At 66.1% G+C, this 14,948-nt stretch carries 13 protein-coding genes; 8 read left to right on the top strand and 5 right to left on the bottom strand.

The annotated features are described in order from the left end of the window. The first annotated feature begins 68 nt into the window (after positions 1-68). A complete protein-coding gene (gene plsX, locus VAE54_RS12665) occupies positions 69-1,175 on the top strand; it encodes a phosphate acyltransferase PlsX (protein WP_322802338.1) in 1,107 nt (368 codons plus the stop codon). Here the strand turns inward: plsX and VAE54_RS12660 are convergent. Further along, a complete protein-coding gene (locus VAE54_RS12660; RefSeq protein ID WP_322802337.1) occupies positions 1,151-1,984 on the bottom strand; it encodes a hypothetical protein in 834 nt (277 codons plus the stop codon). The genes plsX and VAE54_RS12660 overlap by 25 nt on opposite strands. 572 nt (positions 1,985-2,556) lie before the next feature. Between VAE54_RS12660 and VAE54_RS12655 the strand changes: the two genes are divergently transcribed. The 5 genes from VAE54_RS12655 (at position 2,557) to VAE54_RS12635 (ending at position 9,396) form a co-directional block, all read left to right on the top strand. After that, a complete protein-coding gene (locus VAE54_RS12655; RefSeq protein ID WP_416223810.1) occupies positions 2,557-5,028 on the top strand; it encodes an ATP-dependent Clp protease ATP-binding subunit in 2,472 nt (823 codons plus the stop codon). A gap of 49 nt (positions 5,029-5,077) precedes the next feature. Further along, on the top strand, positions 5,078-5,554 hold the full coding sequence (locus VAE54_RS12650; RefSeq protein WP_322802335.1) for an NYN domain-containing protein: 477 nt from the start codon (positions 5,078-5,080) through the stop codon (positions 5,552-5,554). Between the two features lie 98 nt (positions 5,555-5,652). Further along, a complete protein-coding gene (locus VAE54_RS12645; protein ID WP_322802334.1) occupies positions 5,653-5,877 on the top strand; it encodes a hypothetical protein in 225 nt (74 codons plus the stop codon). A 107-nt stretch (positions 5,878-5,984) separates the two neighbouring features. Then, on the top strand, positions 5,985-6,296 hold the full coding sequence (locus VAE54_RS12640; RefSeq protein ID WP_322802333.1) for a hypothetical protein: 312 nt from the start codon (positions 5,985-5,987) through the stop codon (positions 6,294-6,296). Positions 6,297-6,675: 379 nt separating this feature from the next. Then, positions 6,676-9,396, top strand: a complete 2,721-nt coding sequence (locus VAE54_RS12635; RefSeq protein ID WP_322802332.1) for a valine--tRNA ligase — start codon at positions 6,676-6,678, stop codon at positions 9,394-9,396. A 45-nt stretch (positions 9,397-9,441) separates the two neighbouring features. Here VAE54_RS12635 and VAE54_RS12630 read toward each other — a convergent pair whose 3' ends face one another. Both VAE54_RS12630 and VAE54_RS12625 read right to left on the bottom strand, forming a co-directional pair. Then, on the bottom strand, positions 9,442-9,900 hold the full coding sequence (locus VAE54_RS12630) for an Hsp20/alpha crystallin family protein (protein ID WP_322802331.1): 459 nt from the start codon (positions 9,898-9,900) through the stop codon (positions 9,442-9,444). A 313-nt stretch (positions 9,901-10,213) separates the two neighbouring features. Beyond that, positions 10,214-12,103, bottom strand: a complete 1,890-nt coding sequence (locus VAE54_RS12625; RefSeq protein WP_322802330.1) for an aldehyde ferredoxin oxidoreductase family protein — start codon at positions 12,101-12,103, stop codon at positions 10,214-10,216. A gap of 392 nt (positions 12,104-12,495) precedes the next feature. Here VAE54_RS12625 and VAE54_RS12620 point away from each other — a divergent pair, with 392 nt between their 5' ends. After that, positions 12,496-12,750 carry a hypothetical protein gene (locus VAE54_RS12620; protein ID WP_322802329.1) on the top strand — a complete coding sequence of 85 codons (255 nt, stop codon included), beginning with the start codon at positions 12,496-12,498 and terminating at the stop codon, positions 12,748-12,750. Positions 12,751-12,792: 42 nt separating this feature from the next. Further along, positions 12,793-13,173: a putative toxin-antitoxin system toxin component, PIN family gene (locus tag VAE54_RS12615; RefSeq protein ID WP_322802354.1), complete on the top strand. Its 381-nt coding sequence runs from the start codon at positions 12,793-12,795 to the stop codon at positions 13,171-13,173. 401 nt (positions 13,174-13,574) lie between these two features. Here the strand turns inward: VAE54_RS12615 and VAE54_RS12610 are convergent, their stop codons facing one another. Further along, complete coding sequence (locus tag VAE54_RS12610) at positions 13,575-14,369, bottom strand: alpha/beta hydrolase (protein ID WP_322802328.1); 795 nt, start codon at positions 14,367-14,369, stop codon at positions 13,575-13,577. A gap of 160 nt (positions 14,370-14,529) precedes the next feature. Next, positions 14,530-14,913 carry a response regulator transcription factor gene (locus VAE54_RS12605; protein ID WP_322802327.1) on the bottom strand — a complete coding sequence of 128 codons (384 nt, stop codon included), beginning with the start codon at positions 14,911-14,913 and terminating at the stop codon, positions 14,530-14,532. Between the last annotated feature and the right edge of the window lie 35 nt (positions 14,914-14,948).

The following is a 14,948-nucleotide window of genomic DNA, read 5'->3' as shown; positions in this document are numbered from 1 at the left end:
GGAGCGGGCGGAGAAGCCGCCCGCTTCATCCTCTCGTGAACAGGAGCAGGAGACGGAGCGATGCCCCCATGACGGTTCGAGTGGTCCTGGATGCGATGGGGGGTGATCACGCCCCACGGGTCCCGGTGGAGGGGGCGCTATGGGCGCTGCGGGAGATCCCGGAGCTTCACGTGATCCTGGTCGGCCAGGAGGAACGGATCCGCGCGGAGCTGGCCCGCCATTCCCCGAAAGGCCTCTCGTTTTCCATCGTCCATGCCTCCCAGGTGGTGGAGATGCATGAGCGCACCATCGCGGTGAAAACCAAACGGGATTCCTCCATGGGGGTGGGGATGCGCCTGGTGCGCTCCGGGGAAGCTGAGGCGTTCGTTTCCATGGGGAACACCGGGGCGGTGATGGCGGCGGCCCTGTTCCATCTGGGGCGGATCCCGGGCATCGATCGCCCGGCCCTGGCCACGGTTTACCCCACCGCTCACCGGCCGTGCCTTCTCCTCGATATCGGCGCGAACACGGATCCCCAGCCATGGCATTTGCTCCAGTTCGCCATCATGGGCGTCGTATATGCGGAGCGGGTGCTGGGCTGGCCGAACCCGCGGGTGGGGATCCTCTCCAACGGCGAGGAGCCGGGCAAGGGATCCATCCGGGTTCAGGAGGCTTACCGTCTCCTTCAGGAAAGCGGATTGAATTTTATCGGGAACGTGGAGGGGAAGGATCTATCCCGTGGTCTGGCGGAGGTGGTGGTCACGGACGGCTTCACCGGGAACGTGGTGATCAAGCATCTCGAGGGCACGGTATCCTTCCTGGCCCGTTTCCTGAAGGCGCAGCTGACCGATGGGGCGCTGGATCGGCTCGGCCTGGCGCTGGCGTTGCCGGGCCTGATCCTCGCCGCTCCCGGGCTGCTGTGCCTGCTGCCCAGCCTCCGGCGGGTCTTCCAGCAGCTGGATTATCGGGAATACGGAGGCGCGCCGCTGCTGGGGGTCAACGGCGTGGTGGTGATCGGGCACGGGCGCTCCGATGCGAAGGCCGTGAAGAATGCCATCCGCATGGCGGTCCGGGCGGTGAGGGAAGGAATGCTGGAGCGGATCCGGGAAGGTCTGGAGTCGATCCCCCCGGCGCGCTCCCCGCATGGGGCCAGCGTGGAGGGCGCGCGGATTCAGGGACAGCGCCAATCCTGCTGAAGCGTTCCCTCCCCGGGGGACCATCGGGTGATCCGCCAGCGGCCTCCCTGGGCGGCCAGCCGGTAGATCTCCCCCGGATAGGTGACCACGCGGTCGACGATCACGCGCTGGCCCGGAGGGCAGACCAGGCCCGCTCGATAGACCCAGGTCTCCTCCGTCCGCACCTCGATGAGATCGGGGCCGGGTGGCGAGGCGGGAGCGCACGAGCGGATCTCCCACCGGATCTCCTGGATCGTGGCCCGGATCGCCTGGGCGGCCTGTCGCAGGCGGTCTGCCTGCCGTCGGGCCTCCGGCGCGGCGTCTCCCCATGCCGCGGTGAGCGAGTCGAGCGTTCCCTGGCCCAGGATATAGGCTTCCTGCGCGGCGTTCGCCTGCTTGATCGCCTGCAGCACGCCGGGGTCGCACTGGAGCGCGGAAAGCGTGGGCGAGGCCGGGATCGGGGAGGGCGACGCGGCCCGTGTGGGCGCCGGAGGGGAGGGCTCCGGAGAGCGCGGAGGGATGGGCGATGGGGAGGGCTGCAGGGTAGGGGAAGGGGTGGGAGCTTGCGCCACGCCCGGCGGGGTCGGCGAGGGCCGGAGAGGGGATGGGCCCATAAAGTAGGGATAGAGGAGAAGACCATAGCCCACGCTCGCGACCAGGAAACTGAAGCCGGTCAGCATCACCTGCCACTCCCGGCGATGGGGAAGGGCGAACAGCGCTTTCCCCCGTCGCTCTTGAAAGACCCTGGCCCCTCCCGGTCGCGTCAGAAGGAAGGAGATCAAGCCCACCCCAATCAACAGGATGCCGATCAGCTGCTCCAGGCCTCGCATGGTGGATCTTCCCCTCCATAGAGGGATGTGGGAAGTCCTGCCCCTCCCTTCCCCACGGCCCTTTCGCCATAGAGTCGGCGGGAGGGACTTTCGACCCGACGTTCAGCCCCGACCCCCGCGGGCGGTTGCACAGCGCCGTGCGAGTTCGTTGGGCGCCTTTCATCATGCGGACAAACGCCCGGAGATGCAAGCGATCCGCATCCGGCGCCTGTCCACCCCAAAAGATCTCTTCCCCGTTGTCCGGGGTCCAGCGAAGCCGCTCGGGGGGCGGGCAGAAGAGAAGGCCTCCTTCGCAGCGGGGATGCCAGTTCGCCCATGGGGTGCGAAAGGAGATCCCCGGTTTGGTTTCGCGTCCCGGATCCTTTATAATGAGGTTGGACGGTCCAGCTCAGCAGTAGGTCATGGGTGCTCGCAAACAAAGCCGGGATCGTGGGGACGCCTTCGGTGTCCCTTCAGGCTCCCGGCAAGACCCCTCTGGATCCTGGGGGGAAAGGGGGAGGCCATCCGGCCTTCCCGGGTTTGAGCCCAACGGCGCAGGTCCTATTCCCACTAAAGGAAGGCTCTCCACGATGATGCGCTTCGATCATTTCACAGAACGGGCTCAGGATGCGGCGGCGAGGGCCTATGAGATCCTCCAGCGCTACGGCCACAACCAGGTGGATACGGAGCATCTCCTCCTGGCCCTCCTGGAACAGCCGGATGGCGTGGTGCCGCAGCTGCTTCAGCGCATGGGGATCAGCGTCGACTGGATGCGGGGGCGGCTGGACGAAGTGCTCCGGGCCAGCCCGCGCGCCTCGATTTACGGATTCGGCGGCACCGGCCAGGTGTTCATCACCCCCCGGGTGAAGCGCATCCTGGACCTGGCCAACGAGGAGGCGCGCCGCCTGGGAGATGATTACATCTCCACCGAGCATCTCTTCCTGGCCATTGCTACGGAGCGGAACACCCCCGCGGCCCGCGTTCTGATGGATGCCGGCGTGACCCGGGATCGGATCTATGAGGCCATCAAGGATCTGCGGGGCGGGGCTCGGGTGACCGATCCGGGGGCGGAGGGCCGCTACCGGATGCTGGATCGCTATGGGCGGGATCTCACCCGGCTGGCCCGCCAGGGGAAGCTGGATCCGGTGATCAACCGGGAGGCGGAGATCCTGCGGGTGATCCAGGTGCTGTGCCGGCGGACCAAGAACAACCCGGTGCTGATCGGCGAGGCGGGGGTTGGGAAGACGGCCATTGTGGAGGGGCTGGCCCAGCGGATCGTCGCCCATGACGTCCCGGAGCTGTTGATGGGCAAGCGCATCGTGCAGCTGGATCTGGCGGCCATGGTGGCTGGGGCACGGTTCCGGGGCGAATTCGAAGAGCGCCTGAAGGCGGTCATCGAGGAAGTGCAGCGGGCGGAGGGGGAGGTCATCCTTTTCATCGATGAGATCCACACGGTGGTGGGCGCCGGGGCGGCCTCCGGGGCCCTGGACGCGGCATCGATGCTGAAGCCCGCCCTGGCCCGGGGGGAGCTCCGCTGCATCGGCGCCACCACCCTGGATGAGTATCGCAAATATATTGAGAAGGATCCGGCGCTGGAACGGCGGTTCGCGCCGATCTTCGTGGAAGAGCCCTCGGTGGAGTCAGCGATCCAGATGCTTCAGGGGCTGCGGGAGCGGTATGAGGCCCACCATCAGGTTCGCATCAGCGATGAGGCGATCGTCGCCGCCGTCCGTCTTTCCCACCGCTACATCACGGATCGCCGGCTTCCGGACAAGGCCATCGATCTGATCGACGAGGCGGCGGCCCGGCTGCGGGTGGCCCTGAACACCCTTCCGCCGGAGCTCAAGGCCATCAAGACCGAGATCGAGCGGTTGCTGCAGGAGGAAGAGCACGCCGGGCTGAACCGGGATTACGAACGGGCGGCGCAGATCCGCATGCGCCGCCTGCGCCTTCAGAAGGAGTTCGAGGCCCGTCGGGCGCAATGGCAGCGGGAGCGCAACCTGGATGAGGTGGTTTCCGAGGAAGATGTGGCCCAGGTGGTGGCGGCCTGGACGGGTATCCCGGTGTCCCAGGTGATGGAGACGGAGGCGGAGAAGCTGCTCCACATGGAGGAGCGGCTGCGGGAGCGGGTGGTGGGCCAGGACGAAGCCATCGCCGTGGTGGCGGACGCCATCCGGCGGGCCCGGGCGGGCCTGAAGGATCCCCGGCGGCCCATCGGTTCCTTCCTGTTCCTGGGGCCCACCGGCGTGGGGAAGACCGAGCTGGCGAAGGCGCTGGCGGAATACCTCTTCGGCGACGAGGACGCCCTGGTCCGGCTGGATATGAGCGAATATCGGGAATATCACACCGTCTCCCGTCTCTTCGGGGCGCCGCCAGGGTATGTGGGCTATGAGGAAGGTGGGCAGCTCACCGAGGCGGTGCGCCGGCGGCCTTACCGGGTGATCCTGTTCGATGAGATCGAGAAGGCCCATCCGGACGTCTGGAACGCGCTGCTTCAGATCCTGGACGATGGCCGTCTGACGGATGGCCAGGGCCACACGGTGGATTTCCGGAATACGATCATTATCATGACCTCCAATGTGGGCACCGAGCATCTCCGCCGCAGCGCCACGATCGGGTTCCTCCCGGCGACCTCCGAGCGGGAGCGCATGGAGGAGCGCCAGCGGATCGAGCGGGCGCTCCGCGAGACCTTCCGGCCGGAGTTCCTGAACCGGATCGACGAGATCGTGATCTTCAACCGGCTGACGCCGGAGCATGTCATGCAGATCGTGGATATCCAGATGCGCCAGATCCAGGCGCGCCTGGCCGAGCACGGGCTGCAGGTGGTCCTCACCGAGGCTGCCCGCCGCTGGCTGGCCGAAGAGGGCTACGATCCCGCTTTCGGCGCGCGCCCGCTCAAGCGAGTGCTCCAGAAACATGTGGAGAGCCCCCTGGCGGTCCGGCTGCTCCGCGGGGAATTCCGGGCGGGCGATGGGATCGTCGTCGATGTGGGGGAGCAGGGGTTGATCTTCCAGCGGCAACCCGCGGAGGCGCTTCCGCTGGTGGAGCGGGTGCCGCAGGTGTAGGCGTCCGACAGCGGCGGATTCGGTTCCCCATCGGACCTGGACGCGATCCATGCCGTTTCTGATCGACGGGCACAATCTGATCGGGGCGATGCCGGATCTCCGGCTGGAGGATCCGGATGATGAGGCGCGCTTGGTGGAGCGGCTCCAGCGCCTGGCGATGCGGACGGGGCGGCGGATCACGGTGGTGTTCGATCGGGGCGCTCCGGGCGGCGCCTCCGCCCTCTCCCGGGGCGGGGTAACGGTGCGCTTCGCTCCCTCCGGCGTGACGGCGGATGAGCTCCTGATCCGGCAGATCCGATCGGAGCGCAACCCCCGGGGGCTGATTGTTGTTTCCTCGGATCGGAGCGTGCAGGAGGCGGCCCGGCGTTACGGCGCGTCCGTCTGGTCCGCCGTGGAGTTCCGGGCCTATATGCAGCGCCATCTGGGGGAAGCCGCCTCAGTGACGGACGCAGAGGAGGAGAAGCCGGGCCAGGTCGATCCGGCGGAGCTGGAACACTGGCTGCGGTTGTTCCAGGGAAAGCGTTGAGCCAGGCCGGCGGCCCAACGGGCGGCCGGGGAGGCATCTCCCTTCCCGGGCCATGTCCGTGAGTTCGGACCTGAAACCATCCCGGCAGGAGGCGCTCGATGTTCGAAGACATCCGCCAGCACCTTTCGGAGGTTCCGGAGGGGGAGATCATCGAAGAGAGCGTGGAGGAGCGTTCTTCCCCCTCTTTGCTGAATCGCTTTTCCTCCTCTCTCCGGCAGCTGACTTCCTCCCAGCGCCTGGTCCTGCTGGGGCTGCTGTTGATCGATCTGTTCCTGCTGGGGTTCTTCCTCCTCCTCCTTGCCGGAGCCCTGCGCCTGGGATGAAGTCTGGCCTCGTTTTGCCGGGGATTGTCCGGGTTTGCTACAATAGAAGCAACCTGAGCCTGTGGCACCGGTCCGGGAGCCTCCGTGCGAATGGAGGGAGCGCTGCGATGGCGGAGATGGTGAAGCTGCTGATGGCCTGGGACATCAAGCCCGGCCACGAGCAGGAATACTTTGAGTTCATCGTCCGGGAATTCGCGCCGGGGATGATGCGCCTGGGGATGGAGCCCACGGACGCCTGGTATACGATGTATGGGGAAGGCCCCCAGATCCTCACCGGCGCCATCGCCCAGGACATGGAAACCCTGCAGCGCATCCTGGCCAGCCCGGAGTGGCAGGAGCTGAAGAAGAAGCTCTTCCGCCACGTCCGCAACTATAAGGAGAAAATCGTCCGGGCGACCGGCCGCTTCCAGGTCATCTGAACACCGGGATCCGGCGGCCTCCGATCGGACCCCTCTGCGCAATGAGCGGGGTTCAGCGCGGCCCGGCGCGGGAATCGAGCGGGAGTTCCGAAAGGCGGGGAAGGGGAGGAGTAGGCGCAGGCGGCGACGTCAGCGAGGGGGGATCGGTGCAAGCCCCTGTCGTTCGCCGCGCGGAAGGTCGCCCCGGAGCCGGTCGGGTGAACGCTGGAAGCCCCGGCCTCAGCCCGACCCGGGCGCTGCCCGTTACCGCAGCGCGAGGGCAGGGGGATCGCCCATCCCCCTGAAGCAAGGTGGTACCGCGGGAGGTCCGCCCCCTCTCGTCCTTGTGACGGGAGGGGGCGTTTTTATAATGCGAGGCGCCAAAAAGAGGAGGTGGCGGATGACCGCGAAGGCGATGGCCCTTCCCAAAACCTTCAACCCCCAGGAGATCGAGGAGCCGATTTATCAGTGGTGGGAACAGCGGGGCTTCTTCACGCCGCGCATCGACCCCGCCCGGCGGCCCTTCGTGATCTCCATGCCTCCACCCAACGTCACCGGCGAGCTCCATATGGGCCACGCCATGTTCGTGACCCTGGAGGACCTGATGATCCGCTACCACCGGATGAAAGGAGAGCCCACCCTGTGGGTGCCCGGGACGGATCACGCGGGCATCGCCACCCAGGTGATGGTGGAGCGGGAGATCGCGAAGGAGGGCCTCACCCGACACCAGCTGGGCCGGGAGCGCTTCCTGGAGCGGGTGTGGGCCTGGAAGGAGAAATACGGGGGCACCATCACCCGCCAGCTCCGCCGGCTCGGAGCCTCCTGCGATTGGACCCGGGAGCGGTTCACGATGGACCCGGTTTACTCCCGGGCGGTGCGCGAGGCTTTTGTCCGCCTATACGAGCAGGGCCTGATCTACCGCGGGGAATACCTGATCAACTGGTGCCCCCGTTGCGAGACCGCCCTCTCGGATCTCGAGGTGGAGCGGGAAGAGGAGGAAGAGGGTTTCCTCTATTACATCCGCTATCCCCTCCTGGGGAACGGGTGGGAGGGTCCGACAGCACCATGGGGCAGCGGCCGATGGGCTGAGGGCGCGCCGGATTTCATCACGGTGGCCACCACCCGGCCGGAAACCCTGCTCGGGGACACCGCTGTGGCGGTGCATCCGGAGGATGAGCGTTACGCCCACCGGGTGGGCCGGATCGCGGTGCTGCCGGCCCTGGGCCGCCGTCTCCCGATCATCGCCGACCCGGCGGTGGATCGGGATTTCGGGACCGGTGCGGTGAAGGTCACCCCCGGGCACGACCCGACGGACTATGAGATCGGGGAGCGGCACGGGCTGCCTCGCATCAACGTGATGAACCCGGACGCCACGATCAACGAGAACGGCGGCCCCTACGCCGGGATGGACCGCTTCCGGGCCCGCGAGGCCATCGTGGCCGATCTGCAACGAGAGGGGCTGCTGGAGAAGATCGAGCCCCATCGCTACGCCCCGGGCCGCTGCCAGCGCTGCGGCACCATCGTGGAGCCTCTGCTCTCCCTCCAGTGGTTCGTCCACGTGAAGCCGCTGGCCGAGGAGGCCATCCGGGTGGTGAAGGAGGGCCGCATCCGCATCCTGCCCGAGCGCTTCGAGAAGGACTACTTCCGCTGGCTGGAGAACATCCGCCCCTGGTGCATCAGCCGCCAGCTGTGGTGGGGGCACCGCATCCCGGCCTGGTATTGCGACGATTGCGGACATATCACGGTGGCCCGGGAGGATCCCGCCGCCTGCGCCCGCTGCGGCAGCGCCCGGATCCGCCAGGACGAGGATGTGCTGGACACCTGGTTCTCCTCCGCCCTCTGGCCCTTCGCCACCCTGGGCTGGCCGGACGATACGGAGGATCTGCGTTACTTTTACCCCACCACGGTGATGGAGACCGGCTATGACATCCTGTTCTTCTGGGTGGCCCGGATGGTGATGATGGGCCTGGCCATGACCGGGGAGGTCCCTTTCCGCATCGTTTACCTCCACGGCCTGGTGCGGGACGAGAAGGGCGAGAAGATGAGCAAGACGAAGGGCAACGTCATCGACCCTCTGGTGGTGATCCGGGATTACGGGGCGGACGCGCTGCGTTTCACCCTGGCCACCGGCTCCACGCCGGGCAACGACATGCGCCTCTCCCTCCAGCGGGTGGAGGGGAGCCGCAACTTCGCCAACAAGCTCTGGAACGCGGCCCGCTTCATCCTGGGGGCGCTCTCCGGGCCGGCGCCGCGTCCTTCCTGGGATGACCCCTCGCTCACCCTGCCGGACCGCTGGATCCTCTCCCGTTATCATCGCACGGTGGCAGCGGTGACCCAGGCCCTGGAGGAGTTCGACTTCGGGGAGGCTGGGCGACGGATCTATGAGTTCACCTGGGATGAGTTCTGCGACTGGTATATCGAGATGGCGAAGGAATCGCTCTACCGGGGATCCGCCGCCGATGCCGCGCGCACCCGGGGGATCCTGGTCTACGTCCTGGATGGGATCCTGCGGCTGCTGCATCCTTTCATGCCTTTTATCACCGAGGCGCTGTGGGGATATCTCCGACAGGCTGGGGCGGTGGACGGCGCGGAGGCGCTGATCGTGGCGGCCTGGCCGACCCCCGGGCCGGTCGACGAGGCGGCGGAAGCGGCGATGCAGGCCCTGATCGAGACCGTTCGCGTCATCCGGAACGCTCGGGAGGCACATCGGGTGCCTTCCGATCGGCGGATCCCGGCGTGGATCGCCGCCGGGGAGCTCCAGCCGGTTCTGGAGGCGCACCGGAGCCTGCTGGCCTCGCTGGCCCGGCTGGATCCGGACCGGCTCGTGCTGGCCGTTGACCTCATGGAGCCTCCAGCCGATGCCCTGGTTTATCCAGCGGGACCGGTTCGGGTCTACCTGCCCCTCGCCGGCATGGTGGACCGCGCGGCGGAGCGGGCCCGGCTGGAGCGGGAGCTGGCGGATCTCGAGGACCGGATCGCGAAGACGGAGGCGCTGCTCGCCTCGGAGTTCTCCCGCCGGGCGCCGGCCCATGTGGTGGAAAAGGAGCGCCGCAAGCTGGAGGAGCTCCGGACGAGGCGAGAGCAGCTGCGGGTGGAATGGGAGCGCCTGCGGGAAGAATAAAAAGGGGGGACGCTCTTCCGCGTCCCCCCATCTCCTTCTGGCCCCTCAACGGGCCACCTGCACCTTAATCACCCGCGGCCGGACGGACTCCGCCTTCGGGACGATCAGGTGCAGGACGCCGTTCTCCAGGCGGGCGTCGATGTGCTCCGCGTCGATGGGGTCGCCGAACTCAATCGTCCGGGCGAAGCGCCCGCCGGTCCAGTCCCGGCGCAGGACGGCCACGTTCTTCTCGTTCTCGATCTCCGGCAGGGCCACCTCGCCCCGGATGGTCAGGGAGGAGCCCAGCGCCTGCACCTCCAGGCTCTCCGGCCGCACGCCCGGCATCAGGATGGCCACATGATAGCGGTCGGGCAGCTCATAGATATTCACCGGCATCCCCACGCCCAGGGCGGTGAACCCGTCGAAGGGCCGCACAAACGCCTGATCGAACAGGCGGTCGATCGCCTCGCGCAGGGTCATGAACGCCGCGTCGAACGGATCCCGGATCATCAGCTCGCGCGCCATAGGCCTCACCTCCTTTCGGGGGCGGTTTTGCCTGCACCCCTGGGGCTTTTCCAGCCTTCATCGTAAGCGGAAGGCCTAAGAGGAGCGTTAGCGGGGGATAAAAGATCCGCAAACGTTGAGTTAAAGGAAGATCAGCGGGCTCGCAGAAGCATACCGATCGGGTTTCGGGGTCATGGGGCGGGCGGCGGGGCCGCCAGAAAATTCAGGGCTGCGAGGAGTTCCAGAGGCACCCCGCAGCCCTGAATGCCTCCCGGGAGGGGCCAGCGACGGAACCCCTGCCCGGGTGCGGTGAGGAATCACTGCAGGACGTTTCCTACGAGAGGATCCATTCCAGACCCAGTTCCCGCAGTTTCTCCGGGGTGGGCATCCCGGTCTGGGGATCCCAGCCGGCCATTTCATAATAGCGGGCGAGGGCTGCTTCCCATTCCTCCCGATCCACGCTCAGCCCATCGGTTTTGCCGCCCCGCAGGGGCTCGAACAGCCGCTTCGGCAAAGTGTCCCGATCCCGCCCCGCCCCTTCCCGGGCGTTGAAAGCCCGCAGCATGTTCAGCCTTCGCTCGCCCACCCGCATCACCTCCTCCAGGGTCACCTCCCATCCGGTCACCGCGCGCATGAGCGCCACCAGCTCCTCCGGCCCGTAGAGCTGCCAGGAAGGCCCGAAGACGAACTGGCACAGGTCCGCCGTGTCCAGAAAGCTGTAAAACTTCTGGGTCTCATAGGCGAAGCGGATTTTCGCCTCGTTCAGAACCCGGGGCGGTTGCGGGTCGGTCAGGCCGAGGACAGCCAGCCGGTCCAGGAAAAGGCGGGGGGATTTGGGCATGTAGAGGGTGTCGTGCTCGCTGGACTGGTGATCGGCGCCGAAGGGGTTGACGGCGTAGATCAGGGCCAGGGAGCGCTTGACCTGGGGCATATGGGCGGGGAGCTCCTGGCCCTTCACGGCGACCACGAGATCTTCCGCCCCGCGGCCGATGATCTGAGCTGCCCGGGCGGAGCCTTCTGCCAGGACATCCCCGATGCCCTCGCGCCGCACGATCCGCTCCAGCAGGCGGATCATCGCCTCCGCGTCGCCGAAGCGCAGGGGAAAGCCCACCTCGGCCTCCGGGAGGATCCCCCGCTCGAAACACTCCATGGCGAAGGCGATGGTCGCCCCGCAGGAGATCGTATCCACCCCATACTGATTGCAGATCTGGTTCGCCAGGGCGATGGCCTCAAGATCGCTGACCCCACAGTAGGAGCCGAAGGTGGAAAGGGTCTCATACTCCGGCCCGCCATAGAGGGGGTCCACCGAGCGGCCCCGCCACTCCGTCTCCACCACCCGCTTGCAGCGGACCACACAGGCGTAACAGGTATCGCGCTCCTTCAGGATGGTCTCGGCCATCCGCTCGCCGGTGATGCGATCGGCTTCCTCAAAGAAGCCGCTGGTGTAGTTGCGCGTCGGCTGGCCGCCGGCGGCGTTCTGGGCCGCCAGCACGCTGGCGGTTCCATAGATCCCCAGGTTTTTGACCGCCAGGTTTGCCTCGTAGGCGGCCGGACCCTGTTTGTTCAACTGTTGAAGGGCCCGGGCGTCGTATGCCGACGGGCGCCAGCGGCCCCGCACGGCGATGGCCTTGAGGTTTTTGGAGCCCATCACCGCGCCCATCCCGGTGCGGCCGTGGGCGCGATTGCGCATGTTCATAATGGCGGCGAATCGAACGAGGCGTTCGCCGGCCGGGCCGATCTGGGCGATCTCGATCTGGTCGTCGCCCAGCTCTTCATAGAGGATGTCCTCCACCTCGCCGGTGGTGCGCCCCCAGAGGTGGGTCGCGTCCCGCAGCTCCGCCTCTCCGTCGTGGATCCAGAGGTAGACCGGCTTCGGCGCCCGCCCGTAGATCACGATGCCGTCGAATCGGGCGAACTTGAGCTCGGCGGGCCAGAAGCCGCCGGCCTGGGAGTCGCCGATCAGGCCGGTAAGGGGGGATTTGGCGTTGGCGGTGGCCCGGCTCTGACCGGAGATGGGGAGGCCGGTGGCCGCGCTGAGGAAGAACGTGAGGGTGTTGCGGGGATCGAAAGGATCGATGCCGGGCGGTGTGTGCCTCAGCACGTAATACAGCCCCATCGCGCTGCCGCCCCAGTAAGTCCGGTAGAACGCCTCGTCCGGCTCCTCCACCCACAGACGTCCGGCCGAGAGATCGACATGCAGAATGCGTCCGGCGTAACCGAACATCCGACCCCTCCTGCGACAGAATGCCTCGAGTATGTATGTATTTTAATCCGGTGAACGGGCTTGCGGTCTGCAGGGTGGGTTCTCCCGGAGCTTTTCAAACTCTTGCCCCATATGCAGGCATACGGAGAAGAAAAACCGGAGATCGCGATCCGAGCTCGCATCTGGTCGTGTGGCTACCCCGCCCCCGTCGCCCGGGTGGCGGCGATCCATATCGCCGCCGGGGCCGCCGCCAGCCGGCCTGTTGGCGGGTGGTGCGCTTGTCCCGCTACGGCAAGCCGCCGGCTAAGGCCGATGGCAGCTGACCGGACAAGGGCATATAATTTAAGCGACTGGGATCAGGTGAGCTGCCGACCGCCCCCTGCGCACGGCTTTTATGAAAGGAGGTTATCGGAATGCCGAAGGTAAGGATCCAACAGGTGGAACTGGAACTGACCCTGGATCAGATTCTGGCCATAGTTCGTCAACTGAAACCCGAGGAGCAGGAGATCGTTCGGCAGGCCATTGAGTCACGGCCATGGCACGAGCGCCTGGAAGCGCTGTTGGCGCGCGTATGGGCTCGCGTGGATCAGTTCCCCATCGGCGAGGAAGAGGTCGATGCCGAAGTCGAACGCGCCCGAACGGCTATCCACACCCAGAGCGGTGGTTGATACGAACCTGTTCGTCCGAGGTTTGCTAAAAGGGCCGGCGACATTCTTATAGAAGCGTGGAAAGATGGGCAATTCATCCTCGTAACATCAGAGGAGCTGCTTGCCGAACTGTTTGAGGTGCTGGCTCGTCCCAAATTTCGCCGGTATTTCACTGGGGAGGACATCGAGGAACTGGGCAGGCTCATCTACGAACGAGCGGAAATGGTAAAACCGTCAGTTCATGTGACATTGTGCCGCGACCCCAAAGACGACATCTTTCTGAACGTGGCCATCTCCGGCAGAGTTCTATACTTGGTGACCGGAGATAAGGACCTCAAAGGGGACGAAGAACTCAAGGCCACGATGCGCGAGCGATATGGTGTTCACATCGTGGGTGTTCCGGAGTTTCTCGCCATCCTTTCTGCCCATGGCAGGCGTCCGTGATCTCCTCCCACCCCTGAAAGGGCGGGCTTCCGTTCCGTGATCCATCGTCAGCGATTTCACCCGAGGGAGATCCATAGACGACCGGCCGCTTCCTGCTTCATCGACCGGGCGCTTGCAGGCCGGGGTCGGCCCCGTTCCACGTCCACCTGCCGCAGTACCGTCCACACCGTGCTTAAAGCTGGATATCCACTCGCCCATAACCCCAATCCTGACATGATGCCGCAACCGTTCCGCCCGTCACTTCCCCCACGGCCACATCCCGCGCAGGGGGTCTCCCCGTGCATTGCCGCCAACAGCAATATGGCCAGAATCCCATGGATGTGGAATGGGGTGAAGAGGCCATGCGGGAGCAGTGGAGATCATGGGATGCGGTGGCGCGTTGATCCAACAGGATGGCCCTTCTATCGGAACCGCCGGCGCCATTCTTCCTTCAGGGTGATCTGCGAGGGATCGGGCAGGGTGAGGAAATCCTCTGTCAGGCGCTGGAAAACGGCAGGGAGATCCAGCATGGGGAAATGACGGCCTTCCTCCAGGAGGATCAGACGGGTGGAGGCGTCCAGGCCGCCGTTCAGGAAGAGCGGGGGGGCGATCAGCGGATCCCGCCGACCGTAAACCAGGAGGAGCGGGCAATCCACCAGGCGAAGCCACTCCCCGAGCGCCTCCTGATGGATCAGGGCTTCCTCCAGGCTGAGGACGATCGCCTCGGGATCCGCCCGCTGATGTTCCCGCTGCACCTCGGGATACTCCTGGGCGAGACGGCTCAACCGCTCCATCAGGATCCCCTTCCCCATCCATCCACGGGCGCCTTTCGGGATCTCCAGAGCGGTCGGATAGCCGACGGCCAGGATCCGCTGCACCCGATCGGGATGCTTCAAGGCCAGCCGGATCGCAATCATAGCGCCCAGGGTGTGGCCGATGAGGTGCGCCCGGAGGATCCCCAGGTGATCCATCCATTCCCGGACCAGCTCGACCTGGCGCTCCAGGCGGTAGACGGAGTCGGCCCCCTGCCGCGGCTTGGCGGAATCCCCAAACCCCGCCAGGTCGACGGCATAGGTCCGGAATCGATGGGAGAGGGCCTGCATCGTGGGCAGCCAGTAGCGCCATGACCCCACCCACCCGTGCAGGAAGACCACGGGCTGGCCCCGACCCAGCGCCTCATAATGGATCAGATACTCTCCGACAGTCGCAATGCTCACCGCTTGCCGTTCCCTGCCTCAGGAATTCGATCGGGATCGGGCTTGCGCTGCTGAGCTTGAGTGAGAAAGCCGAGACCGCTCCTTCTCCCTCTTGGGGGTGCGAGGGAGGTTCTCGCTTCCCCAAATCAGAGCCGGACCGCGGAAATCCAGCCCGTTGGTTTCACCCTGATCTCATGCCATGCCGGTTCAAAAGGGCCTGGACCTGCTGGATCAGCTCATCGGGGGCGAAAGGTTTCAGGATATAGGCATCGGCCCCCGCCTCCATGCCCTGGCGGATCTCCGCCTCTTGCCCTTTGGCGGATAGAAACACCACCGGGATGGCGCGGGTTTCTTCCTGGGATTTCAGGATGCGACAGGCCTCGTAGCCGGTCATTCGAGGCATGCGGACATCCAGGATGATCAGGTCCGGGCGATGCTGACGGGCCAGTTCCACCGCTTCCTCGCCGTTGGTGGCGGCGATCACCTGGAAGCCTCCAAACTCCAGGGTGAAGACGATCAATTCCCGGATATCCCGTTCATCCTCTGCGATCAGAATCCTGGCCATCGTTCGGATCCCTCCTGTCCGATTGCGGGACCGGC

Origin of the sequence: Thermoflexus sp., assembly GCF_034432235.1 — a bacterium.
Classification (GTDB): domain Bacteria; phylum Chloroflexota; class Anaerolineae; order Thermoflexales; family Thermoflexaceae; genus Thermoflexus.
The sequence above is the reverse complement of the archived record's forward strand: the minus strand, read 5'-3'. Positions and strand labels throughout refer to the sequence as shown.

Bases quoted from the DNA above. Each gene is read 5' to 3' on its own strand.
- plsX (WP_322802338.1), top strand. From the start codon at position 69: ATGACGGTTCGAGTGGTCCTGGATGCGATGGGGGGTGATCACGCCCCA.
- VAE54_RS12660 (WP_322802337.1), bottom strand. From the start codon at position 1,984: ATGCGAGGCCTGGAGCAGCTGATCGGCATCCTGTTGATTGGGGTGGGC.
- VAE54_RS12655 (WP_416223810.1), top strand. From the start codon at position 2,557: ATGCGCTTCGATCATTTCACAGAACGGGCTCAGGATGCGGCGGCGAGG.
- VAE54_RS12650 (WP_322802335.1), top strand. From the start codon at position 5,078: ATGCCGTTTCTGATCGACGGGCACAATCTGATCGGGGCGATGCCGGAT.
- VAE54_RS12645 (WP_322802334.1), top strand. From the start codon at position 5,653: ATGTTCGAAGACATCCGCCAGCACCTTTCGGAGGTTCCGGAGGGGGAG.
- VAE54_RS12640 (WP_322802333.1), top strand. From the start codon at position 5,985: ATGGCGGAGATGGTGAAGCTGCTGATGGCCTGGGACATCAAGCCCGGC.
- VAE54_RS12635 (WP_322802332.1), top strand. From the start codon at position 6,676: ATGACCGCGAAGGCGATGGCCCTTCCCAAAACCTTCAACCCCCAGGAG.
- VAE54_RS12630 (WP_322802331.1), bottom strand. From the start codon at position 9,900: ATGGCGCGCGAGCTGATGATCCGGGATCCGTTCGACGCGGCGTTCATG.
- VAE54_RS12625 (WP_322802330.1), bottom strand. From the start codon at position 12,103: ATGTTCGGTTACGCCGGACGCATTCTGCATGTCGATCTCTCGGCCGGA.
- VAE54_RS12620 (WP_322802329.1), top strand. From the start codon at position 12,496: ATGCCGAAGGTAAGGATCCAACAGGTGGAACTGGAACTGACCCTGGAT.
- VAE54_RS12605 (WP_322802327.1), bottom strand. From the start codon at position 14,913: ATGGCCAGGATTCTGATCGCAGAGGATGAACGGGATATCCGGGAATTG.